This is a genomic window from Martinezella miluonensis, from assembly GCF_900094545.1.
GTDB lineage: Bacteria > Pseudomonadota > Alphaproteobacteria > Rhizobiales > Rhizobiaceae > Rhizobium > Rhizobium miluonense.
The window spans coordinates 105,722-127,043 of the sequence record NZ_FMAH01000006.1 but is presented as its reverse complement, the minus strand read 5'-3'; the positions used below and the strand labels follow the sequence as shown (position 1 = coordinate 127,043).

Sequence of the window (21,322 nt, the reverse complement as noted above, 5' to 3'; positions counted from 1 at the left end):
TGGAAATGAAACGCGATGCCATCAATGCCAAGAATGCGCCGCAGCCGCGCGGCGGCTACGCACAGGCCGTGAAGCTCGAGAATTTCGAGCGATTGCTGTTCGTCAGCGGCCAGATTCCGACCGATGTCGACGACACCTTGCCGGAGGGCTTTCAGGCACAGGCTCGTCAGGTCTGGCACAACATCGACGCCCAGCTGAAGGCGGCCGGTATGAGCAAGGACGATATCGTCAAGGTCACCACCTTTCTCGCCGACCGTCACCACACGATGGTGAACCGCGAGATCCGCAGCGAATATTTAGGCTCGCTCACGCCGGCCATGACGGTAGTGATCGCCGGCATTTTCGATACCGCCTGGCTGCTCGAAGTCGAAGTCATTGCCGCGCAATAGGGTCTGCCGATGTTCTCGAAGATATTGATCGCCAATCGCGGCGAAATCGCCTGCCGGGTCGTCCGTACAGCAAGGAGCCTGGGCATCCGCACCGTCGCCGTCTATTCCGACGCCGACAGGGATGCCTTGCATGTGGCGCTGGCCGACGAGGCCGTTCATATCGGTCCGGCGGCGGCGAGCGACAGCTATCTTTCGAAGGAAAAGATCATTGCGGCTGCTGAGCGGACGGGCGCCGAAGCCATCCATCCCGGCTACGGTTTTCTCTCGGAAAACGCCGATTTCGCCGAGGCGGTCGAGGCTGCAGGTCTGGTCTTCATCGGTCCGTCGCCGGCTTCGATCCGGGCCATGGGGCTCAAGGATGCGGCCAAAGCACTGATGGAGCGGGCCGGCGTGCCTGTCGTTCCCGGTTATCACGGCGATGGGCAGGAGCCCGGCTTTCTTGCCGAACAGGCTGATGGCATCGGCTTTCCCGTTCTCATCAAGGCGCGGGCGGGTGGCGGCGGCAAAGGCATGCGCCGCGTCGACCGGACGGAGGATTTCGGTGCCTCGCTGGAAGCGGCGAAGCGCGAGGCGAAATCCGCCTTCGGCGACGACGCCGTGTTGATCGAGAAATATCTGATCAAGCCGCGCCACATCGAGATCCAGGTCTTTGGGGATTCCCGAGGCAATGCCGTGCATCTTTTCGAGCGCGATTGCTCGCTGCAGCGCCGGCACCAAAAGGTGATCGAGGAGGCGCCGGCACCCGGCATGACGCAGGAGATGCGTAGCGCCATGGGCGAGGCGGCAGTTCGCGCCGCTCGTGCAATCGATTATCGCGGCGCCGGCACCGTCGAATTCATCGCCGATGTTTCCGATGGCCTGTCGCCGGATCGCTTCTTCTTCATGGAGATGAATACGCGGCTGCAGGTCGAACACCCCGTCACCGAGGCGATCGCCGGCGTCGATCTTGTCGAGTGGCAATTGCGCGTTGCGAGCGGCGAGCCTCTGCCGAAGACTCAAGGTGAGCTTACTATAAATGGCTGGGCCTTCGAGGCGCGTATCTATGCCGAAGACCCGTCGCGCGGCTTCCTGCCGGCAACCGGCACGCTCTCGCATCTGCGCTTTCCCGAGGGCGACGTCCGCATCGATGCCGGCGTCCGCGAGGGCGATACCATCACCCCGCATTACGATCCACTGATCGCCAAGCTGACGGTGCATGCATCGGATCGCCAGGCCGCTCTTGCCAAGCTCACGCAAGGCCTGGAGCAGATACAGGTTGCCGGGACCACCACCAATCTCGATTTCCTCATCCGTCTCAGCCGCCGGCCGGATTTTGCCGCCGGCCATCCGGATACAGGACTGATCGACCGGGATGTGGAGGCGCTGACCTCGGCGCAACAGCCTAACGATGCGGCGCTGGCCATCGCTGCGATCGTCGAGGCTGGCGGTTTCGCTCGGCCCGATGCAAGCAATCCCTGGCTTTCGCTCGGCGCCTGGCAGCTTTGGGGCGAATTGAGCCGCCCCGTCACGCTGCATTTCGGCGGTGGGCACATACATTGCCGCGTAGCCGCGAAGGGAAGGGCGCTTTTCAGCGTCGCGCTTGAGGATCGTACCATTCCGGTGCGGCTTTTGCCGGCAGAAGACGGGGCTCGTCGCGTAGAGATTGATGGCCGTCAGTCGAGCGTCACCATCTTCGAAGCATCGAATGGCACGACGCTGTTCATGGATGGGCATACGCACTACTTCCATCGTCACGATCCGCTCGATGGCGGAGAAGAGGCGGCCGCCGGCGGTGACAGGCTGATCGCCCCGATGCCCGGCCTCGTCAAGATCGTCCGCGTTCGCGAGGGCGATGCGGTGGCGAAGGGGCAGGCACTGATCGTCATGGAGGCCATGAAGATGGAGCTGACGCTGACGGCGATGCGCGATGGCATCGTGGAGAGCCTGAACGTCGGCGAAGGAGACCAGACCAGCGAGAGCGCCGTGCTTCTGGCGCTCCGCCCGGAGGATGCTGCATGAGTGATGAACGCTCCAAGCAGGTCACCATCGTCGAGATGGCCCCGCGTGATGGCCTGCAGAACGAAAAGCAGCCGATTGATACCGCGCGCAAGATCGAGCTGGTCAATCTGCTCTCCGACAGCGGCTTCGCCCGCATCGAAGTCACCAGCTTCGTCAGCCCGAAATGGGTGCCGCAGCTTGCCGATGCCGCCGCCGTCATGGCCGGCATAGAACGCAGGCCGGGCGTGCGCTATGCGGCGCTGGCGCCCAACATGCAGGGCTTCGAAGCGGCACTTGCGGCCGGCGCCGATGAAGTGGCGATCTTTGCGTCGGCTTCCGAAACATTCTCGATGCGCAACATCAATTGCTCGATCGCCGAGAGCATCGAGCGGTTCCGACCGGTGGCGGCCGCGAGCCGCGATCGCGGCGTCCCGTTGCGCGGCTATGTCAGCTGCGTCGTCGAATGCCCCTATGAAGGCGCCGTGCCGCCGGAGAGTGCCGCGAACGTTGCCTGGCAGCTGCGAGCTCTCGGCTGCTACGAGATCAGCCTTGGCGACACGATCGGCAAGGGCACGCCCGAGGCGGTCGACCAGATGCTCGCTGCAGTTCTGGGCGAACTCCCCGTCTCAGCACTTGCCGGGCATTTTCATGACACGTCAGGCCAAGCGCTCGACAACATTGCCGTCGCTCTCGATCGCGGCTTGCGCGTGTTCGATGCCGCCGCTGGCGGCCTCGGCGGCTGCCCTTTCGCTCCCGGCGCAAAGGGCAATGTCGATACAGTCGCAGTCCACGATTATTTGACGGCGCATGGCTACGAGACCGGCCTCGACGAGGAAAAGCTTGCCCGCGCCGCCGCCTTCGCCCGTAGCCTCAGGAGTGCCTCATGATGTCGCCGACGATCCATATCGCCACCGATGAACGCGGCGTTGCCCGTCTCACGCTGGCGCGCCCGGAAAAGCACAATGCCCTCTCGGCCGAGATGATCGATGCCTTGACAACAGCGGTCCGCGATCTCGGCAATGACAAGACGGTCCGTGTCGTCGTGCTCACGGGTGAGGGAACAAGCTTTTGTGCGGGCGGCGATCTCGGCTGGATGCGTGCGCAGTTTGATGCAACGCGTGCCGGGCGCATGGTCGAGGCGCGCAGGCTCGCCATGTTGTTCAAGGCGTTGAACGAATTGCCAAAGCCCCTCATTGCCCGGGTCCAAGGCAATGCGTTCGGCGGCGGCATAGGCGTCCTCAGTGTCTGCGATATGGTCATCGCCGCGTCGACGGCCCGTTTCGGCCTGACGGAGGTACGCCTCGGCATCATTCCCGCTACGATCAGCCCCTATGTGGTCGCCCGTATCGGCGAGGCGAATGCCCGCCCGCTCTTCCTTTCCGGCAAGATCATCGATGCCTGGCAGGCGCACGCCGCTGGCCTGCTGTCCCGGGTTGTTGCCGAGGAAGCGCTGGATGAAGCCGTCGAGGCCGAAATCCGCCATTTCCTTTCGGCATCTCCACAGGCTGCGGCGCGTGCCAAGGCGCTGGCCCGCTCGGTCGGCCGGCCGATCACCGATGGCATGATCGACGACGTCGTCGAACAGTTGGCCGATGCCTGGGAAACCGAGGAGGCGAAAGAAGGCATTACCGCCTTCTTCGAAAAGCGTCAGCCGAACTGGCGGCGGGCTTAAACCACTCTGTTGTTCGCGACGGTCAATTGCGGAAATTGCGAGCTTCCGGCGGAGAGATCGCCGGAGGCGGGCTTGTCCCAGCGAAAGCCGACAATCGCGCCTTTCTCCATCTCCTGGAAGAGATTGCTTGAAATGACGGCCGAGCCGGCGCCATCCGCCACCGACACGACGCAGCCGATGCCGGCATGTCTGACGATGTTGCCGGTGGCGACCACATTGCGAAGGTAAGGCCCCCAGCCGAGTTTCAGGCCGCAGAGCGGCGCGTTCTCGATGACGTTGTCGGAAATCAGCGTATCGGCTTCGGCTGATATGCCGATGCCGAACCCACCGTCCTGGGCATAGGGGGCTGTCATAGACAGATTGCGGATGATGTTGCCGGTGACCGTGGCAAGCCGACCACCCTTGTCGAAATTGGTGACGGCAATGCCGTTTGTGGCGACATCGATCAGGTTGTTGTTGATGACAGCGCCTTCGAATTCGAATTCGCAATAGATCGCCGTCTCGCCGGAACGCAGGCACTGGTTGCCCGAGATCTGCACATTCGATGCCGAATTGGCGCGAATTGCGGTGAAGGCGCAATCGGTGATGCGATTGCCGGAGACCTGCACGCCGTCGGCGCGGAAGACATTGATGCCGTTGCCGTTCTGGCCGGTGCCGCCGCCATTGGCGCGGATGCGGGCTATGCGGTTGTCGGTGACGTTGCTGCCGTCCTCCGCCTTGTCCCAGCGATGGATGAGGACGCCGCCATTGCCGCAATCCTCGATGCTGTTGCCTGTCACCTGCAATCCGGTGGATTGGACGGAGTAGATGCCGGCCTCGGCAGCTCCGGAGATCCGGCTGCGTTCGATCCGGCCGCCGCAGCGTTCGAGTTGCATGGCGTGCTTGCGGCTGCCGGCAATCTCGCAATCGTCGATCCGCACATCGCCGACGCCTGCAAATTGCAGGAGGGCTCCCACATAGTCGGCCAGCCATCGATTGCCACCATCGAGAACGAGCCCGGAAAGCTCGATGCGCTTGGCCTTGTCCGCATTCATCAGATAGCCGTCGCCGCCATAGATAAGGCGCGTGGCGCCCGGTACGCCGCTGATGCGGGTATTATCCGGCAGCGTCAGGTTGGACACGGTGTAATTGCCGGGCGGCAGGAACAGCGGCACGTTGCTGCGCGCGGCATTGTCGATCATCGCCTGCAGCTTGCCGCTTTTGAAGTCGCTGGTGCCCGGCGTCGCCTTATAGGCGATAGCGTCGATCGACCCGCGCAGCTCGGCACCGTTGCTTCTGGCAAGCGGCGCAGCGAAGATGCCAGGCGCAAATAGGCCGGCGGTGGCCGAAGCAGCCAGAGAAGCGAGGAAGGCACGGCGCTGGATCATTACGAACTCCCGAAACGACATTGGCCAAGCAGAAATCGTGCCAGCCAAATCTGTCTCGTTTTGGCACGCCTGGAATCTCAGGCTACGGCTCGCAGACATTTGGCGCCACCGGACGAGCGATAGCTGTCATCTTTCCTTAACCAATCCGGCGCGGACGGCGATCATAGTCCAGTCGGTTGGTGCTAGAGGCGACTCACCACCTATGCTAGTTCTGACGCATGCGGATCGCGGCTTTTCAACGTCTGGCACTTTTCGACGCCGTCGAGCAGACGGCCGAGGTCTTGGCGCGCGATCTGGCCTGGGCCGAAGTGCAGGGCATCGATCTCGCCCTTTTTCCCGAATGTTACCTGCAGGGGCATAGCTATAACAAGGCCACAGCCAAGAGCCGCGCGCTTTCTCTCGGCGATATCAGGTTGAACGCCCTTGTCGGCCGCTTCGCCTCCGGGAAGACGACCGCGATCATCGGTTTTTTCGAGAGGAGAAACGATGCGCTCTACAATAGTGCCTTGGTCGCCAAGGCAGGCCGGATAGTCGGGGTCTATGCCAAGGCTCATCCGCTCGAAATGGGCCGTACGCCCGGAAAGGATTTTCCCGTCTGGGAGGAAGGGCATTGGCGCTTCGGCATCAATATCTGCGCCGATCTGAGATATCCCTATACCTCAAGGCGTCTGGCCCGAAAGGGCGTCGGCCTCATCTGCAATCCCATCAATCTGATGCTCCGGCCCCACAAGGCTGAACTCTGGCACAAGCCAGGCATATCGAGCCTGCAAATATGCGCCAAGCACACGGGATGCTGGGTGATGGCATCGGATGTGGTTGGCAGCAACGATGACGGCTGGGTGAGCTATGGCAGCAGCGCGATCGTCGATCCGAACGGTGTCGTCGTGGCCAAGGCGAAGCCGCATAGCGAAGATGTCCTTGTCTTCGATCTGCCTGATCGACAACCCGAACGCGGATTCGCTCAAAAAGCGGGTCGTATCGCTACCTAATCGTGCAAATCACGCTATCCTCATAAGTCATGAGACCTGACCAGCTGCTTTATCCCGCGCCTGAAGGATTGTTCTGTCCGATCGGCGGCTTCTATATCGATCCCGTGCGCCCGGTCGAGCGGGCGCTCGTCACGCATGGCCATTCCGACCACGCCCGCTCCGGCCACACCCATGTGCTCGCCACGCGCCAGACGCTCGACATCATGCGCATCCGCTATGGCGATGGCTTTGCAGGGTCGGAACAGGCGGCGGCCTTTGGCGAGGTGGTGACGATCAACGGCGTCAAGGTGCAGTTCCACCCCGCGGGCCATGTGCTCGGCTCGGCGCAGATCGCGGTGGAGAAGGATGGGCTGCGCATCGTCGTTTCCGGCGATTACAAGCGCCGGCCGGACCCGACCTGTGCAGCCTACGTCCCTGTTCCCTGCGATGTCTTCATCACCGAGGCCACGTTTGGTCTGCCAGTGTTCCACCATCCCGATCCCATGGCCGAGACACGCAAGCTCTTGGCCTCGCTTCGCCAGTTTCCGGAACGAACGCATCTGATCGGCGCCTATGCGCTCGGCAAGGCGCAGCGCGTCATCCGTCTCTTGCGCGATGCCGGCTATGACAAGCCGATCTATATTCATGGCGCGCTGCAAACGCTGTGTGATTACTATGTCAGCCAGGGTATCGCGCTCGGCGAGTTGCTGCCGGCCACGATCGAAAGCCGGGATCAATCGATCTTCCACGGCGCCGTCGTCGTCGGTCCGCCCTCCGCTTTCCAGGATCGCTGGGCGAGACGGTTCCACGATCCGCTGCCGGCTTTCGCCTCCGGCTGGATGATGGTGCGCCAGCGCGCCAAGCAGCTTGGTGTCGAGCTGCCGCTGGTCATATCCGACCATTGCGACTGGCCGGAACTGACCGAGACGATATCCGATTTGAAGCCGGGCGAGGTCTGGGTCACCCACGGGCGCGAAGAGGCGCTGGTGCGCTGGTGCGAGCTGCAGGGTGTCACCGCCAAGCCGCTGCATCTCATCGGCTATGAAGACGAGGGCGATTGATGAAAGCCTTTGCCGACCTTCTCGACCGCCTGGTGCTGACGCCGAGCCGCAACGGCAAGCTGAAGCTGCTGACCGACTATTTTCGCGATACGCCGGATCCAGACCGCGGCTATGGCCTGGCCGCCATCGCCGGCACGCTCGAGGTGCGCAACGTCAAACCGCCCATGCTGCGTGAGCTAGTCCTTGAACGCATGGACGAGGTGCTGTTCCGTTATTCCTATGATTATGTCGGCGATCTTGCCGAAACGATCTCGCTGGTCTGGGACAAGGAAAGCGACATCGAGCGCCCTCCCGGCGAACAGCCGAAGCTTGGCGAGGTCGTACGCCGCATGAATGCCCTGGGTCGTACCGAGGTGCGCAGCTTCGTCCGCGATCTGCTGGACCGGCTGGATACGTCGGGCCGTTTCGCCTTCCTGAAGCTTGCGACCGGCGCCATGCGCATCGGCGTCTCGGCCCGCCTCGCCAAACAGGCGCTGGCTGAGCTCAGCGACAAGGACGTGACCGAAATCGAAACGCTGTGGCATGGCCTGCAGCCGCCCTATGAAAGCCTTTTCCGCTGGCTGGAAGGGAAGGGCGAGCGGCCGATATTGGCGACGCCGGCGATCTTCCATTCCGTCATGCTCGCCAATCCCGTCGAACCAGGCGATCTCGATGGGCTCGACCCAACGGATTTTGCCGCCGAATGGAAGTGGGATGGCATCCGTGTCCAGCTTTCGCGCTCCGGCGCCACAAGCAAGCTCTATTCCCGTTCGGGCGATGATATCTCCGGCGCCTTTCCCGACATCGTCGATGCGATGAGCTTCGAGGGCGTCATGGATGGCGAGCTGCTGATCGGCGGCACGGTCCGCTCCAACAGCCCGACGCGCAGCTTTTCCGATCTGCAGCAGCGCCTCAACCGCAAGACCGTGACGGCAAAGATGCTGGAGGAATTCCCTGCCTTCATCCGCGCCTACGATCTTCTGTTCGATGGTGCGAAGGATGTGCGCGCACGCGGCTTCCTCGATCGGCGCGAGCGGCTGACGGAGATTGTCGAGGCCGCGCCTCACGACCGCTTCGATCTCTCACCGCTCGTCGATTTCTCCTCATGGGAGGAACTGGACAGGCTGCGCTCATCGCCGCCCGATCCGGTGATCGAAGGCGTCATGATCAAGCGCAGGGACAGTGCCTATCTTGCCGGCCGGGCCAAAGGCCCCTGGTTCAAGTGGAAGCGCGATCCCTACAATGTCGACGCGGTGCTGATGTATGCGCAGCGCGGTCATGGCAAGCGATCCAGCTATTATTCCGATTTCACCTTCGGCGTATGGGCGACGACGCCGGAGGGTGAACAACTCGTGCCCGTCGGCAAGGCCTATTTCGGCTTCACCGATGCCGAGCTGGAGGTGCTCGACAAATTCGTGCGCGACAATACGGTCGATCGTTTCGGTCCCGTGCGGGCGGTGCGCGCCGACCGCGATTTCGGCTTCGTTCTTGAAGTCGCCTTCGAGGGTATCAACCGCTCCAGCCGCCATAAATCCGGGGTCGCTATGCGTTTTCCCCGCATCGCCCGGCTTCGGCCCGACAAGCCTCCTTACGAGGCGGATCGGCTGGAAAGCTTGATCGCGCTGATTGACGCGAAGGCTCCTGTTGTTGATGAATAGCGAAGGGCGATTCCTCACCACAATGTGAGTTGGCCTCGCCTTGCAACCTGTGCAGATTCGAGCCGCCGGGATATTTGGACAGAGCCTATGACCACGTCTGACGACAACACATTTCGTGCCAATCGCCGCGGCGTCCTTGTTGGTCTGGCCGTTACGCTTTTTGCGCCGAACATCGGCAGATCGGCCGATGACAGCACGTCCGGCGGCAAGCCCGCCGATAGCAAGAATGCCGCCGCTGCGGAAAAGGCCGAGGATGCGCCGCCGCTTCTGTCGGGCAATTATAGCAAGGAGCGCCGACTGTTTCGGACAGACTTGGTGAGCAAGGGGCCTGCTCCCGATATCTACGAGCCGCTCGTGACGCCACCCACCGCCGATCAGCTTTTCTATCGCAGCGGTCTTGGCGGCGAACTGGAGCTGGTCGCCTGGGTTTCTAAATACACGCGCGGACGCACGCCGAAACCGGCCGTGATCTTCCTGCACGGCGGCAACGCCATCGGCCAGGGTCATTGGCAGTTGATGAAGCCCTATGTCGAAGCTGGTTATGTCGTGATGATCCCCTCGATGCGGGGTGAAAACGGCCAGAAGGGCAATTTCTCCGGTTTCTATGATGAGGTGGCCGATGTTCTGGCGGCGTCCAACCGGCTGAGGCATCTGCCCGGCGTCGATCCGCATCGCATGTTCCTGGCCGGACATAGCATCGGGGGCACGCTGGCCATGCTGACCGCCATGTCGACCAAGCGGTTCCGTGCAGCCGCACCGATATCAGGTAATCCAGACGCCTATGCGTTCTTCCGACGCTATCCGCAGGATATCCGCTTCAACACCAGGAACCCGCGCGAATTCCAGATGCGCTCGCCGCTTTGCTATGCACATAGCTTCCGATGCCCGATGAAGCTGTTTCACGGCACCGAGGAGGCTCATTTCGACTCGCGCATCGCCCTGCTCGCCAAGCGGGCGACCGCCGCCGGCGTGAAGATGGACGTGGCGACAGTGGCAGGCAGCCATAATTCAGCCCTGCCGGGCGAGATCGAGGATAGCATCCGGTTCTTCCAGAGCGTGGCGGTCTAGTCGGCGTCAGACTGGCGGCTACGCCATCTCATCGATCAGTGCCGCCGCTCATAAAGCGGCTTGAAGGCAATGCCGTCGTTGGTTCGCGGTACCAGCCTTTCCTGGAAATGTTTGCCCTTCAGTGCCCGCTCCGCCCGCTTCAGCCATGTCTTGTGATAATAGGCACGACCGAACTGCCCTGGTCGATGCGAGCGATAATCATGCCATCCTCTGGCTCGCAAGGTCAAATTTCGCGACGGAAAACAGGTGTTTGGTCAATCAGAGCAATATCTTCGCCATCGACGCCAGCCTCGCTCCAGCCGCGCCGGTCATCATGTCGCCGACCCGACATGTGTTCCAACTGGTTTCCGATGATGGCCGATCTGCTGCCCGTTTCCCGCCACCTGCTTGCCGCTGCCGCTTTGGCGACCTTGTCCGCCTGCAGCATCATTCCCGATACCGGTGCGACCGATCCGGATCGGTTCGTGCAGGAAACCTCGCCGATCTTCTATCGCCCGGAAGGTATCGATCCGCAGAGGGTGCAGCGTCTGCCGGTGCAGCCCGTGCCGAAATCGCGTGATCTCTTCCGCACCCAGTTCCATCAGACCTATGGCTTGCCGACCTTCAATCCGGTGCATCAGGCCATGTATGCGCAGAAGAGCGAAGACGACTTCACGCTGCCGGCCATCCCCTACAAGCGCATCGATCCGCGCTTCCTGCGCCAGGAAGTGGATTACAAGACCAATGAACGGCCCGGCACCATCATCGTCGATACCAGGGAGCACTTTCTCTATTTCATCGAGCCGGGCGGCAAGGCCATGCGCTATGGCGTCGGTCTCGGCGCGGCCGGCTATGCCTGGCATGGTAGGGGCGTGATCCAATGGAAGCAGAAATGGCCGCGCTGGACGCCGCCGGCGGAAATGGTCGCTCGCGAACCGCAGATGAAGCCATTGTCGGCCGAGCGCGGTGGCATGAATCCGGGGCCGACCAATCCACTCGGCGCCCGCGCGCTCTACATCTTTCAAAACGGCAAGGATACGCTTTATCGCGTCCACGGCACGCCGGATTGGCAGTCGATCGGCAGAGCGGCTTCGTCCGGTTGTGTGCGCATGCTCAACCAGGACGTGATGGATCTGTACAGCCGAGTGCCTGTGAGGACGGAAATCGTCGTTTTGTAGGGATATTTTACCACAAATTTTCGTGATGTTGCATAAGAGCGATAGCCGGGTTCAACTGCGCTCTTTAGTTTTGTCTCTGTCTCTGCAAACCTCTCGGGGAGCCGAATCAGCTTATGTGTTGCGGGTTCTCGCTTCCTCTTCAACAGGAACTATGCTGTCGACATGAGCCTTCCTTCATCTCTATCCCGACGTAATTTCCTTGCCCTTGCCGGCATCGGTGCTGTCTCGACGCTCGCCGGCTGTGCTTCTGCTGTCGACAACGGTACTGTCGTCAGCCCGGTGCAATATTCCGGTTCGCCCAGACCCTTCCGGACCTGGTTCTCCAGCTATGATGGCGAACAGCCGGATCCGGCGGTAATCTACGCGCCGCTCGATGATGGCGGCTTCCATGTTCCGGCAGTTCCCTATCAGCAGATCGACCAGCGCTTCTATCGTCAGCGCGTCGTTGATCCGACGGGCGAAGCGCCGGGTACGGTGGTGGTCAACACGACGCAGCGCATGCTTTACGTCACCGAGCAGGGCGGCACCGCCATGCGCTATGGCATCGGCGTCGGTCGCGAGGGCTTTGCCTGGCAGGGCCGTGGCGTTATCCAGTGGCGCAAGAAGTGGCCGCGCTGGAACCCGCCGGATGAAATGGTTGCCCGTCAGCCGGAACTCGTCAAGTTCTCCATCGCCAATGGCGGCATGGAACCGGGCCTGAAGAACCCGCTTGGCGCGCGCGCTCTATATATTTTCGAGGACAAGCAGGACTCGCTTTACCGCCTGCACGGCAATCCGGACTGGCGTTCCATCGGCAAGGCCGTTTCTTCCGGCTGCGTCCGCCTGCTGAATCAGGATGTCATCGATCTCTACGATCGCGTGCCGGAGCGTGCGCCGATCCTGGTGACGTCGTAGGAGCGCATCACCGAAGAAGTAGCAGGGCGCCCGGATGTGGCGCCCTTTTTATTTTTGCTGACTTATTTTTGCTGACCGCGTCGACGCACCGAGCAGGGCGCTCAGGCTTGGTTTCACTCGGCGGCCAGATTGGCCTTCAACCGCTGCAACTGGTTGCGCAAATGGGCTATCTCGGTCATGTCGCAGCCGGTGGCTTGGCCGATGGCATCCATAATGCTGCCGACCTGGCATTGCATGTCGGTACCCTTCTCCGTCAACGAAACGATCACCTGACGCTCGTCCCTCGGGTCGCGTGCACGGCCGATCAGTCCGGCCTGCTCCAATCGCTTCAAAAGAGGCGACAGCGTCCCGGAATCGAGATCCAGCTTTTCGCCGATGATCTTGACCGAAAGACTGCCCTTTTCCCACAGCACGAGCATCACGAGATATTGCGGATAGGTGAGGCCGACGCGATCGAGGATTGGTTTGTAGGCGCGGTTGAAAGCATGCGCGGCGCTGTAAACGGCAAAGCAAAGCTGCCTTTCAAGCCGCGTTTCCTCATCCGGGATCATGGTGCGCCCATCTGCCTTGTCCGTCATTGCTGCTCCGCCATTTTCTTGTTGGAGCCATTGTCACAAATTCACCTTGCAAAATCAAATTGCAAAAAATACATATTGCGCACGATTAAATCGTGCTGTGATATGATCACCATCCAAACCGAAGGAGACATGACATGCCTATTCTCTATACGACCAAAGCTTCCGCCACCGGTGGCCGCGCCGGCCATGCAGTTTCCGAAAATGGCGTCCTTGACGTCACCTTGACCGTGCCGAAGGAACTCGGCGGCGATGGCGCCACCGGCACCAATCCGGAGCAGCTCTTCGCGGCCGGCTATTCCGCCTGCTTCCTGGGTGCTCTGAAATTTGTCGCAGGCCAGCAGAAGGTCAAGATTCCGGAAGACGCAAAGGTCACGGCGACTGTCGGCATCGGCCCGCGCGCAGACGGTACCGGCTTCGGCATCGAAGTGTCCCTGGCTGTTCACATCCCCGGCATGGACAAAGCCGAGGCCGAAAAGCTCGCCGCCGCTGCGCATATCGTGTGCCCCTATAGCCACGCCATGCGCACCTCGACCGAAGTGGCATTCGCGGTTGTCTGAGCCGGAATGAACGGCCTGCCAATCTAAGGCCGGATATATTGAAAAGGAGCGGCAGGTTTCATCGGCCGCTCCTTTTCTTTTGCAAGAAAAGTGCTATATCTTTTCTTGGGAAAGGAAGTAGTCATGATAAATGCCCAGGTAATAGATCATGCGAGGCCCGGCGAAGCGCTCGTCATCACCAAGGCCGTTGTCAATGCCGCCGAGCGGTTGGGATTGAACGCCCGCATACTTGCGGCCGTCATCGGTGTATCGGAAGCAACCATTTCGCGCATGAAGCGGCAGGATCATCTGCTCGAGCGCGAAAGCAAGCCGTTCGAGCTGGCCGTGCTTCTCGTTCGTCTCTTCCGTTCGCTCGATGCCATCGTTGGCGGCGATGAGGCTGTGGCGCGCCAATGGCTGCGCAACGGCAATATCGCCTTCGGCGCAGCACCCATCGACAAGATCACCTCGATTTCCGGTTTGACCGATGTCATTGCCTATCTGGACGCCCGCCGCGCTCTCATCTGAGGCGAGGGCCATTTCCGGCCAATATTGGCGACTGGTGGAATCGCAGCATCAGGTTTCGACGCTGAAGCTTGTGGATACGCTGGAGGAACAGGCTCTCCTTGAAAGCATCCTGGAGGAAAGTAAGCCGGTCCTGCCGCCGGAATGTGCCGGGCTCGACTATCTGCTTGCCACACCCTTTCGCTACGGAGCGATCTATCCCCATGGTTCCCGCTTCCGTCGTGCAGGTCGCACGCTCGGCGTTTTCTACGCCTCGGAGCAGGTGGAGACGGCCTTGGCGGAGATGAGCTTCTACAGGCTGCTTTTCTTCCGCGATTCCCCTGACACGCCGTTGCCCGCCAATGCCGCTGAATACACCGCCTTTGCCGCGGCGATCACCACGAATGCGGCGATCGATCTGACCGCGTCTCCTTTGGATCGCGATCGGCAGCACTGGGCGGATCCCGTCAATTATGAAGCCTGCCAGTCACTTGCGGAGGCGGCGCGGACAGGCGGCATCGAGGCAATCCTCTATCGCTCCGTCCGCGATCCTCAGGGTGGCAGGAATATCGCACTGCTCACGGCTAAAGCCTTCTCGGCGCGCGAACCTGTGGAGCGCCAGACATGGCGCATCCGGCTGTCACGCGTCGGTGTCCAGGCGCTATGCGAATTTCCCCGGCGCCGGATCGGTTTCGAAAGGCTGGATTTCGACGGCGATCCCCGGCTGTCGGAACGGCAGTTCAGAGCAGAGTAGCAAGATCGCTGCGCAGGCGGTTGCCATCGCCGTCGGGCAGCCGTTCCTCGAGTACCGCATGTGTCGTCTTCCAGATCGGTACGGCGGCGGCAAGCGCTGCCTTTCCCGATGGCGTGAGGCTGAGCAGGCGCGCGCGCCGATCTTTCGGATTGGGCATGATGCTAACCCATCCCCGCCGTTCCAGCGGCTTCAACGCCGCCGTCAGCGTCGTCTGATCTATTGCCAGGAGTGCCGTGATCGACCCCATGGATGCCGGCGCCGGCCTGTTCAACGACATCATCAGAGAGAATTGGCCGTTGGTGAGCCCGAAGGGCCGCAGCGCCTCATCAAAGCGGCGGGCCAAGGCGCGTGCCGCTCGCTGCACGTGCAGGCAAAGGCATGTGTCGCGCACTAACAGCGTGGTTTCAAAGGGGATTTCGACTGCGTTTGACATGATTCATTAATATTGATATCAATGTATTTGTCAAGATTTGGGGATGAAAACGCCGGAGGAGGGCGCTGACAATGAACCAGGTCGTTTCCAGGGAGGTGTGGCTGGAGGCCCGCCGCCAACTGCTTGCCAGCGAAAAAGAGGCAACGCATCTTCGCGATCGCGTCAATGCGGAACGCTTGGCCTTGCCCTGGGTAAAGGTCGATAAAGACTATGTTTTCGACACGCCGGACGGCAAGAGGACGCTTGCGGATCTCTTCGGTGGCCGCAGCCAGCTGATCATCTATCATTTTATGCTCGGCCCGGATTGGGATGCCGGATGCACCGGCTGTTCGTTCCTTGCCGATCATTTCGATGGGGCGCTGCCGCACCTCAATCACCACGACGTTACCCTGGTTGCCGTTTCCCGCGCGCCGCTGGAGAAGGTGGAAGCCTACAAGAAACGCATGGGCTGGGGTTTCCCCTGGGTGTCGTCCTACGCCAACGACTTCAATTTCGATTATCATGTCTCCTTCTCGAAGGAGCAGCTTGCCGGCGAGACCGTTTTCTACAACTTCACGCCTATGGATTCGGCCGAAGGGTATGATGAGCTTCCCGGTCTCAGCGCCTTCTACAAGGACGAAGCTGGCAATCTCTTCCACACTTATTCGAGCTATGCCCGCGGCCCCGAGGAATTGATCGGCACGCTGATGATCCTCGATCGAGCCCCCAAGGGACGCAACGAAAGCAGCACGATGAATTTTGTTCGTCGCCACGACGAATATGAGGATACGCAGCAGGCACATTCCTGCTGCCATTGAGGTATAATGAGGTGGCTTGGTTCAAGCTGTAGGGGGTGGGGGTCGAAACATTGCCCTTGCTGCCTAGATAGTACCTAGCGCGTGTTTGCCGGAGACGGACGGATCAATCGATCGACCATCGTTTGGCCGTCACTTTCATTGGCCATGATGCGCTCGCGCCGAAAGCCGGCTCGGGACGAGACGGACAGTGCAACAATCACAATGGGGAGAGATACAATGGCTGATAAGGGATATTTCGTCTGGTACGAGCTGATGACCACCGACATGAAGGCGGCCGAAGCTTTCTATACCAAGGTCGTCGGCTGGGATGCGGCGGATGCCGGCATGCCTGATGTCGGAATGGACTATACGCTGTTTAGCGCCGGCGCCGGCCCCGTTGCCGGATTGATGATACTGCCGGCAGAGGCGAAGGCCATGGGCACGCCGCCCTGCTGGACTGGCTATATCGGTGTTCCCAATGTCGACGAAGCAACCAAGACGGTCGCCGGCAAAGGCGGCAAGATCTACCGTGAACCGACTGATATTCCGGGTGTCGGCCGCTTCTCCGTCGTCACCGATCCCTATGGCGCTGCCTTCTGCCTCTTCACGCCGCTGCCGGGCCAGGATTGGGAGCCGGCGGCCCCTGCCACTCCCGGCTACTTCGGCTGGCACGAACTTTATGCCGGCGACGGCCCGAAGGCCTTCGATTTCTATTGCGAGATGTTCGGCTGGGAATCGAGTTCCGATTTCGACATGGGGCCGATGGGCGTGTACAAAATCTTCAAGATCGGCGATCGCGACTTCGGCGGCATCATGACCAAGCCGGCGGAAATGCCGGTGCCGGCCTGGAACTTCTACATCAATGTCCCGGCGATCGATGCGGCAATCATCCGCATCACCGAAGGCGGTGGCAAGATTACCAACGGCCCGATGGAGGTCCCCGGCGGCAGCTGGATCGTTCAGGCCACCGACCCGCAGGGAGCGTTCTTCTCGCTGGTCGCGCCGGTGCGCTAAAATAACACCTCCCTTGAGGGGAGGTAGCCGCAAAGCGGCGGGTGGGGGTGATTTCCTGGTTCGAAGGATCACCCCTCCCGAAGCTTTGCTCTGACCCTCAAGGGGAGGGTAACTTTCTACCGTTTCAAGCTGCCGAGAATGCCGCGGACCAATGCGCGTCCGACCTGTGTGGCGACCGTGCGCGCCACGCTCTTCAGCGCCGCTTCCATGATCGTCTCGCGCTGATAGCCGGAGCGGCGGCCGGACGACTTGTTGCTGTCGCCACCGAAGCCTGGCAGCGTCCAGCCATCGCCAGCGCTCTCATTTTGCGGCGCGGCAGCCTTGCGCGCGCGTTCCGTCAGGATTTCATAGGCTGATTCGCGGTCGATCGTCTGGTCGTAGACGCCGGCAACCGGGCTGGCATGGATGATGGCCTGACGCTCGACATCGTTCACCGGACCGATGCGGCCGGCTGGCGGGCGGATCAGCGTGCGCTCGACGATCGACGGTGCGCCCTTGCCCTCCAGCATCGACACCAATGCTTCCCCGGTGCCGAGCGTGGTAATGACCTCGGCGCAATCGAAGGCGGGGTTGGGCCGGAAGGTGGTCGCCGCCGTCTGCACGGCCTTCTGCTCGCGCGGCGTATAGGCGCGCAGCGCATGCTGCACACGGTTGCCGAGCTGCGCCAGCACGGTTTCCGGCACATCGAGCGGATTTTGCGTGACGAAATAGACGCCGACACCCTTGGAGCGGATCAGGCGCACCACCTGCTCGACACGCTCGATCAACACCTTCGGTGCATCGTTGAAGAGCAGGTGTGCTTCATCGAAAAAGAAGACGAGCTTCGGCTTTTCCGGATCGCCCACTTCGGGCAGTTCCTCGAACAATTCCGACAGCAGCCACAGCAGGAAGGTCGCATAGAGGCGCGGATTCATCATCAGCTTGTCGGCTGCAAGCACCGAAACCTGGCCATAGCCATCATTGCTGACCCGCATGATGTCGGAAATCTTCAGCGCCGGCTCGCCGAAGAAGTTTTCCGCACCCTGCTGCTCCAGGACAAGCATCGCACGCTGGATCGAACCGACGGAGGATTTCGAGATCAGTCCGTATTTGCTGGAAAGCTCGCTGGCATTGTCGCCCATATAGTTCAGCAGCGCCTGCAGATCCTTGAGGTCGAGCAGCGCCCAGCCGCTTTCATCGGCGATCTTGAAGGCGATGTTGAGTACGCCCTCCTGCGCCTCGGAAGCGTCCATCAACCGCGCTAGCAGCAGCGGCCCCATCTCGGCGATGGTCGTGCGCACCCGATGGCCCTTTTCGCCGTAAAGATCCCAGAAGATGACCGGGAACTGATCGAATTCGTAGGGCGACAGGCCGATTTCCTCGGCGCGCTTGAGCAGGAAATCCTTGGCCTCGCCCTTGACGGCGATGCCGGAGAGATCGCCCTTGATATCGGCGCAGAACACCGGCACGCCGGCCTTGGAAAAGCCCTCAGCCAGAACCTGCAGCGTCACCGTCTTGCCGGTGCCAGTGGCGCCAGTGACGAGGCCGTGGCGGTTGCCGAATTTCAGCGTCAGGAACTCATCCTTGTTGATGCTTTCATCCGGATTGCGGCTCGCGCCGACGAAAATCTGTCCATCCAGCTGCGGCATGGTGTCGTCTCCCTTTGGGCGGCGGCACAGCAGCTTTTGCAAGCTGCCAGGGCCATTCATCGATTTGTCCTGACACTGTTATAAGAACTCGCATGAAGAGGGACAACCATTCGCGTTGGGTTCCGCTTCTGGTAGAATGACGGCCTCCGGCGCGGCTTGTGTCGGTTGCTTCATTCAGTTACGTTGACGTTAACGTCGTAAAGGCAGGAGGCCACAGTGAACGAAGTTATTGACCAGATCGCGACCAAAGCCGGTATCGCTCCCGACCTCGCGGAGAAGGCTGTCGGAATGATTCTCAGCTTCCTGCAGCGCGAAGCGCCGGATGGCCCCGTTACCAAGATGATTGAAGCCTTTCCCGGCGCAACCGATCTCGTCGCACAGTATGGCGGCGATCAGGGCTCGGGCGGCGGTGGCCTTCTCGGCGGTCTGTTGAGCGCGGTCGGCGCCGGCGGCGGCATCATGGGCCTCGGCCAGCAGCTGATGAGCACCGGCCTCGGCATGGGCGACATTACCTCGCTTGCAAAGGAAACGGTCGCAACCGCCCGGCAATATGCCGGCAACGAAGTCGTCGACGAAGTCGTGAATTCCGTTCCGGGCCTGAGCCAGTTCATCTAATCCGTATTACCGCCGATAGTAAAAAGCCCCGCGGTGATGCCGTGGGGCTTTTTGTTGAGGACGCAAGTGCAGGAGCAGAAAGCCTCAAGCCATCCCGGCGTCCTCGTTGCGGCTCAATCTCAAGCTGAGAATGCTCTTGCTGCAACACGTAAAACGTATATTCCGTCCAATGTGTGAAACTTCGACGCGAGTCGTGCAGGCGTCTTCGTGAGGGATTGGGGCGAATATGAAGCAGTTCTTAAAAGTCTTTGCGTTTGTTGTGCTGGCAGGGTGCTCTACTGTGTCGGGCTATTTTCCAGATTCGAAGGTCGTAACTATTGACGGCACCGAATATATGGCCCGGCCACTTTCAGCAAAGAACTCATGGCAGGCTGGCTTGACTCGCCCGACGGGATCATCTCTCCTGATTATCAACCCGACTATCTATGCGGGGAATGTAAAGGCGATAGAGAAAGCCAGCGGCTGTTCCGTCCTTCGAGAGTCTGTACAAAATTCGGATAATTCCACTATTGCCGCCGTCGATTGTGGAAAGTCGAAAACGCCAAAACAATAAAATTGTTGTCCTGAAGTCGACAATGAGGCCAGCGGTTGAGGCGCTTGAAGCCGATCGGGTCCAATAGCTCGGCGGAAATTCCGTAGCCTCAACGGCCAAAACAGGCCTTTGGCAGTAAGATCGAGTAGAAGTAGATCGGCCGGCATCGGTATCCACCGATACCGGCCCGTTTCAACCTCAAACCCTCCTGCCGCTTGACGTCCCATCGATCTGGTGCCATTTGCGGCCGTCGCGTCCGATGAGTTCGTCGGCACAGGCCGGGCCGGTGCTGCCGGGTGCATAAGGGTCGGGCTTGCCGCCTTCGGCCCAAAGATCGAGGAAGGGTTGCACGGCCGCCCAGCCGGCTTCGATGCCGTCGGCGCGCTGGAAGAGGGTCTGGTCGCCGACGAAGAGTTCGTAGAACAGGCTCTCGTAGCCGGTCTGCTTGCCGATGTCGAAATTGTCGGCATAGCGGAAGTCGAGCGAAACCGGCGCGGTTTTCAGCACCAACCCCGGTGACTTGATCGAAATCTCCATGTCCAGACCCTCGTCGGGCTGCACCTGGATGATGAGCCTGTTCGGCGGCAGTTCCGGGCTCGAGCCCTGGCGGGGGAACTGCGCGAAAGGCACCTGCCGGAAGGTGATGACCACTTCCGTATCGCGCGCCTTCATCGCCTTGCCGGTGCGCAGGTAGAAGGGCACGCCGGCCCAGCGCCACGTATCGACGAAGAGCTTCAGCGCCACGAAGGTTTCCGTATCGCTGTCGGGCGCGACGTCGGCAGTCTGAGTGTAAGCATGCAGATCTCTGCCATTTAGCGGGCCCGCCGTATAGGCGCCGCGTACCCCGTTCTTGGCAGCTTCTTCCTGCGAATAATGCCGCAGTGCCTTTAGGACCTTGGCTTTTTCGTTGCGGATCGATTCCGCGTCGAAGCTGTTCGGCGGCTCCATGGCCACCATCGCGAGGAGCTGGAAGAGATGATTAGGCACCATGTCGCGCAAGGCGCCGGTCGCATCGTAGAATTTGCCGCGAAGGCCAACATCCACTAGTTCGGCCGCGGTGATCTGGACATGGTCGATATAGTTGTTGTTCCAGAGCGCCTCGATCATCATGTTCGCAAAGCGCGTCGTCATGATGTTCTGGACGGTTTCCTTGCCGAGGAAGTGATCGATGCGATAAATCTGGCTTTCATCGGCATGATTCAGCAGTCGCGCGTTCAACGCCTGCGCCGAGGCAAGATCGCGGCCGAAGGGCTTTTCAATCGCGATGCGGCGGAAGGCGCCCGTCGTTTCATCTGTCAGGCCATTCTCTGACAGCTTTTCGGCGATATCTCCGAAGAAACTTGGCGGCACGGCGAAATAGAAGGCCGCGTTGGCGCTTTGTGCATGCGAAAGGTAATTCGCGATTTCCCTATAGACGGCGTTCTGGGTGAAGTCGCCCGAGATGTAGCTGACGCGCTTCCGCAGGCTTTGCCATGCGTCTCGCCGCTCCAGATCGTCGATGTCGCCGGACGTTTTCAAAAATGCGTCCAGACGCTCCAGCAGCATATCGACACCGCCAGTCTCGATGCCGACGCCAAGGATATGCAGATCCTCCCCCACAAGCCCACTGCGAGTCATGTTGATCAGAGTTGGAATAAGAAGACGGCGGGTGAGATCGCCCGTGGCACCAAAGATCACGAAAGTCAGCGGTGGGGCGGGTGCGACGTCGGGGGTGGTCATGAGCACTTCTCCTTGTGGCGGCCATAGAGGGGGCTTCTGGACG

Annotated in this window: 23 protein-coding genes; 17 read left to right on the top strand and 6 right to left on the bottom strand. The window is 60.9% G+C overall.

The features are described 5' to 3' along the window. The first annotated feature begins 5 nt into the window (after window positions 1–5). Genes GA0061102_RS08600 through GA0061102_RS08585 form a run of 4 tightly spaced genes read left to right on the top strand, consistent with a single transcriptional unit; the run spans window position 6 to window position 4,038 of the window. On the top strand, window positions 6–389 hold the full coding sequence (locus GA0061102_RS08600) for a RidA family protein (RefSeq protein ID WP_092845896.1): 384 nt from the start codon (window positions 6–8) through the stop codon (window positions 387–389). Between the two features lie 9 nt (window positions 390–398). Then, entirely contained in the window at window positions 399–2,387 is a 1,989-nt protein-coding gene (locus GA0061102_RS08595; protein WP_092845894.1) for an acetyl/propionyl/methylcrotonyl-CoA carboxylase subunit alpha, read from the top strand. After that, the gene (locus GA0061102_RS08590; RefSeq protein WP_092845892.1) at window positions 2,384–3,253 is read left to right on the top strand and encodes a hydroxymethylglutaryl-CoA lyase; all 870 of its coding nucleotides are present in this window, start codon (window positions 2,384–2,386) and stop codon (window positions 3,251–3,253) included. The genes GA0061102_RS08595 and GA0061102_RS08590 overlap by 4 nt, the downstream gene beginning before the upstream one ends. After that, window positions 3,250–4,038, top strand: a complete 789-nt coding sequence (locus tag GA0061102_RS08585; protein ID WP_092845890.1) for a crotonase/enoyl-CoA hydratase family protein — start codon at window positions 3,250–3,252, stop codon at window positions 4,036–4,038. Before GA0061102_RS08590 ends, GA0061102_RS08585 begins: the two co-directional genes overlap by 4 nt. Here GA0061102_RS08585 and GA0061102_RS08580 read toward each other — a convergent pair. After that, a complete protein-coding gene (locus tag GA0061102_RS08580) occupies window positions 4,035–5,405 on the bottom strand; it encodes a TIGR03808 family TAT-translocated repetitive protein (RefSeq protein ID WP_092845888.1) in 1,371 nt (456 codons plus the stop codon). The genes GA0061102_RS08585 and GA0061102_RS08580 overlap by 4 nt on opposite strands. 218 nt (window positions 5,406–5,623) lie before the next feature. Here GA0061102_RS08580 and GA0061102_RS08575 point away from each other — a divergent pair, with 218 nt between their 5' ends. The 4 genes from GA0061102_RS08575 to GA0061102_RS08560 all read left to right on the top strand — a co-directional run bounded on the left by GA0061102_RS08575 (window position 5,624) and on the right by GA0061102_RS08560 (window position 10,139). Continuing rightward, window positions 5,624–6,394: a carbon-nitrogen hydrolase family protein gene (locus GA0061102_RS08575; RefSeq protein ID WP_092845886.1), complete on the top strand. Its 771-nt coding sequence runs from the start codon at window positions 5,624–5,626 to the stop codon at window positions 6,392–6,394. 29 nt (window positions 6,395–6,423) lie between these two features. Beyond that, the gene (locus GA0061102_RS08570) at window positions 6,424–7,434 is read left to right on the top strand and encodes a ligase-associated DNA damage response exonuclease (RefSeq protein WP_092845884.1); all 1,011 of its coding nucleotides are present in this window, start codon (window positions 6,424–6,426) and stop codon (window positions 7,432–7,434) included. Next, a complete protein-coding gene (locus GA0061102_RS08565) occupies window positions 7,434–9,071 on the top strand; it encodes a cisplatin damage response ATP-dependent DNA ligase (protein ID WP_092845882.1) in 1,638 nt (545 codons plus the stop codon). Before GA0061102_RS08570 ends, GA0061102_RS08565 begins: the two co-directional genes overlap by 1 nt. 87 nt (window positions 9,072–9,158) lie before the next feature. Next, window positions 9,159–10,139 (top strand): alpha/beta hydrolase family protein, encoded by a 981-nt coding sequence (locus GA0061102_RS08560; RefSeq protein WP_092845880.1) that lies wholly within the window; start codon window positions 9,159–9,161, stop codon window positions 10,137–10,139. A 35-nt stretch (window positions 10,140–10,174) separates the two neighbouring features. Here GA0061102_RS08560 and GA0061102_RS08555 read toward each other — a convergent pair whose 3' ends face one another. After that, window positions 10,175–10,360 carry a hypothetical protein gene (locus tag GA0061102_RS08555; protein ID WP_092845877.1) on the bottom strand — a complete coding sequence of 62 codons (186 nt, stop codon included), beginning with the start codon at window positions 10,358–10,360 and terminating at the stop codon, window positions 10,175–10,177. Window positions 10,361–10,492: 132 nt separating this feature from the next. On the opposite strand from GA0061102_RS08555, the gene GA0061102_RS08550 reads away from it, so the two are divergent. Next, window positions 10,493–11,296, top strand: a complete 804-nt coding sequence (locus GA0061102_RS08550; protein WP_167667937.1) for a L,D-transpeptidase — start codon at window positions 10,493–10,495, stop codon at window positions 11,294–11,296. Between the two features lie 162 nt (window positions 11,297–11,458). After that, window positions 11,459–12,190: a L,D-transpeptidase family protein gene (locus tag GA0061102_RS08545; RefSeq protein ID WP_092845875.1), complete on the top strand. Its 732-nt coding sequence runs from the start codon at window positions 11,459–11,461 to the stop codon at window positions 12,188–12,190. Window positions 12,191–12,303: 113 nt separating this feature from the next. Here the strand turns inward: GA0061102_RS08545 and GA0061102_RS08540 are convergent, their stop codons facing one another. Next, on the bottom strand, window positions 12,304–12,768 hold the full coding sequence (locus GA0061102_RS08540) for a MarR family winged helix-turn-helix transcriptional regulator (RefSeq protein WP_092845873.1): 465 nt from the start codon (window positions 12,766–12,768) through the stop codon (window positions 12,304–12,306). Window positions 12,769–12,902: 134 nt separating this feature from the next. Here GA0061102_RS08540 and GA0061102_RS08535 point away from each other — a divergent pair, with 134 nt between their 5' ends. The 3 genes from GA0061102_RS08535 (at window position 12,903) to GA0061102_RS08525 (ending at window position 14,562) form a co-directional block, all read left to right on the top strand. Beyond that, window positions 12,903–13,325 (top strand): organic hydroperoxide resistance protein, encoded by a 423-nt coding sequence (locus GA0061102_RS08535; protein WP_092845871.1) that lies wholly within the window; start codon window positions 12,903–12,905, stop codon window positions 13,323–13,325. Between the two features lie 123 nt (window positions 13,326–13,448). Then, a complete protein-coding gene (locus GA0061102_RS08530; RefSeq protein WP_092845869.1) occupies window positions 13,449–13,832 on the top strand; it encodes an MbcA/ParS/Xre antitoxin family protein in 384 nt (127 codons plus the stop codon). Then, window positions 13,792–14,562: an RES family NAD+ phosphorylase gene (locus tag GA0061102_RS08525; RefSeq protein ID WP_092845867.1), complete on the top strand. Its 771-nt coding sequence runs from the start codon at window positions 13,792–13,794 to the stop codon at window positions 14,560–14,562. Before GA0061102_RS08530 ends, GA0061102_RS08525 begins: the two co-directional genes overlap by 41 nt. Here the strand turns inward: GA0061102_RS08525 and GA0061102_RS08520 are convergent. After that, window positions 14,549–14,995: a MarR family winged helix-turn-helix transcriptional regulator gene (locus GA0061102_RS08520; protein WP_092845865.1), complete on the bottom strand. Its 447-nt coding sequence runs from the start codon at window positions 14,993–14,995 to the stop codon at window positions 14,549–14,551. The genes GA0061102_RS08525 and GA0061102_RS08520 overlap by 14 nt on opposite strands. 71 nt (window positions 14,996–15,066) lie before the next feature. Between GA0061102_RS08520 and GA0061102_RS08515 the strand changes: the two genes are divergently transcribed. Further along, window positions 15,067–15,792, top strand: a complete 726-nt coding sequence (locus tag GA0061102_RS08515) for a DUF899 domain-containing protein (RefSeq protein WP_092845863.1) — start codon at window positions 15,067–15,069, stop codon at window positions 15,790–15,792. 216 nt (window positions 15,793–16,008) lie between these two features. Then, complete coding sequence (locus tag GA0061102_RS08510) at window positions 16,009–16,785, top strand: VOC family protein (RefSeq protein ID WP_092845861.1); 777 nt, start codon at window positions 16,009–16,011, stop codon at window positions 16,783–16,785. Between the two features lie 116 nt (window positions 16,786–16,901). Here GA0061102_RS08510 and GA0061102_RS08505 read toward each other — a convergent pair whose 3' ends face one another. Beyond that, a complete protein-coding gene (locus GA0061102_RS08505; protein ID WP_092846020.1) occupies window positions 16,902–18,413 on the bottom strand; it encodes a helicase HerA-like C-terminal domain-containing protein in 1,512 nt (503 codons plus the stop codon). Between the two features lie 216 nt (window positions 18,414–18,629). Here GA0061102_RS08505 and GA0061102_RS08500 point away from each other — a divergent pair, with 216 nt between their 5' ends. After that, window positions 18,630–19,028 carry a hypothetical protein gene (locus GA0061102_RS08500; protein WP_092845859.1) on the top strand — a complete coding sequence of 133 codons (399 nt, stop codon included), beginning with the start codon at window positions 18,630–18,632 and terminating at the stop codon, window positions 19,026–19,028. A gap of 226 nt (window positions 19,029–19,254) precedes the next feature. Beyond that, window positions 19,255–19,581 carry a hypothetical protein gene (locus GA0061102_RS32540; RefSeq protein ID WP_139115039.1) on the top strand — a complete coding sequence of 109 codons (327 nt, stop codon included), beginning with the start codon at window positions 19,255–19,257 and terminating at the stop codon, window positions 19,579–19,581. A gap of 177 nt (window positions 19,582–19,758) precedes the next feature. On the opposite strand, the gene zwf is transcribed toward GA0061102_RS32540, so the two are convergent. Continuing rightward, on the bottom strand, window positions 19,759–21,279 hold the full coding sequence (gene zwf / locus GA0061102_RS08495; RefSeq protein ID WP_092845857.1) for a glucose-6-phosphate dehydrogenase: 1,521 nt from the start codon (window positions 21,277–21,279) through the stop codon (window positions 19,759–19,761). Window positions 21,280–21,322 lie beyond the last annotated feature (43 nt).

What these genes read in the sequence shown, in the direction of transcription:
- GA0061102_RS08600 (WP_092845896.1), top strand. Translation starts at nt 6, where the DNA reads ATGAAACGCGATGCCATCAATGCCAAGAATGCGCCGCAGCCGCGCGGC.
- GA0061102_RS08595 (WP_092845894.1), top strand. Translation starts at nt 399, where the DNA reads ATGTTCTCGAAGATATTGATCGCCAATCGCGGCGAAATCGCCTGCCGG.
- GA0061102_RS08590 (WP_092845892.1), top strand. Translation starts at nt 2,384, where the DNA reads ATGAGTGATGAACGCTCCAAGCAGGTCACCATCGTCGAGATGGCCCCG.
- GA0061102_RS08585 (WP_092845890.1), top strand. Translation starts at nt 3,250, where the DNA reads ATGATGTCGCCGACGATCCATATCGCCACCGATGAACGCGGCGTTGCC.
- GA0061102_RS08580 (WP_092845888.1), bottom strand. Translation starts at nt 5,405, where the DNA reads ATGATCCAGCGCCGTGCCTTCCTCGCTTCTCTGGCTGCTTCGGCCACC.
- GA0061102_RS08575 (WP_092845886.1), top strand. Translation starts at nt 5,624, where the DNA reads ATGCGGATCGCGGCTTTTCAACGTCTGGCACTTTTCGACGCCGTCGAG.
- GA0061102_RS08570 (WP_092845884.1), top strand. Translation starts at nt 6,424, where the DNA reads ATGAGACCTGACCAGCTGCTTTATCCCGCGCCTGAAGGATTGTTCTGT.
- GA0061102_RS08565 (WP_092845882.1), top strand. Translation starts at nt 7,434, where the DNA reads ATGAAAGCCTTTGCCGACCTTCTCGACCGCCTGGTGCTGACGCCGAGC.
- GA0061102_RS08560 (WP_092845880.1), top strand. Translation starts at nt 9,159, where the DNA reads ATGACCACGTCTGACGACAACACATTTCGTGCCAATCGCCGCGGCGTC.
- GA0061102_RS08550 (WP_167667937.1), top strand. Translation starts at nt 10,493, where the DNA reads ATGGCCGATCTGCTGCCCGTTTCCCGCCACCTGCTTGCCGCTGCCGCT.
- GA0061102_RS08545 (WP_092845875.1), top strand. Translation starts at nt 11,459, where the DNA reads ATGAGCCTTCCTTCATCTCTATCCCGACGTAATTTCCTTGCCCTTGCC.
- GA0061102_RS08540 (WP_092845873.1), bottom strand. Translation starts at nt 12,768, where the DNA reads ATGACGGACAAGGCAGATGGGCGCACCATGATCCCGGATGAGGAAACG.
- GA0061102_RS08535 (WP_092845871.1), top strand. Translation starts at nt 12,903, where the DNA reads ATGCCTATTCTCTATACGACCAAAGCTTCCGCCACCGGTGGCCGCGCC.
- GA0061102_RS08530 (WP_092845869.1), top strand. Translation starts at nt 13,449, where the DNA reads ATGATAAATGCCCAGGTAATAGATCATGCGAGGCCCGGCGAAGCGCTC.
- GA0061102_RS08525 (WP_092845867.1), top strand. Translation starts at nt 13,792, where the DNA reads ATGTCATTGCCTATCTGGACGCCCGCCGCGCTCTCATCTGAGGCGAGG.
- GA0061102_RS08520 (WP_092845865.1), bottom strand. Translation starts at nt 14,995, where the DNA reads ATGTCAAACGCAGTCGAAATCCCCTTTGAAACCACGCTGTTAGTGCGC.
- GA0061102_RS08515 (WP_092845863.1), top strand. Translation starts at nt 15,067, where the DNA reads ATGAACCAGGTCGTTTCCAGGGAGGTGTGGCTGGAGGCCCGCCGCCAA.
- GA0061102_RS08510 (WP_092845861.1), top strand. Translation starts at nt 16,009, where the DNA reads ATGGCTGATAAGGGATATTTCGTCTGGTACGAGCTGATGACCACCGAC.
- GA0061102_RS08505 (WP_092846020.1), bottom strand. Translation starts at nt 18,413, where the DNA reads ATGCCGCAGCTGGATGGACAGATTTTCGTCGGCGCGAGCCGCAATCCG.
- GA0061102_RS32540 (WP_139115039.1), top strand. Translation starts at nt 19,255, where the DNA reads ATGAAGCAGTTCTTAAAAGTCTTTGCGTTTGTTGTGCTGGCAGGGTGC.
- zwf (WP_092845857.1), bottom strand. Translation starts at nt 21,279, where the DNA reads ATGACCACCCCCGACGTCGCACCCGCCCCACCGCTGACTTTCGTGATC.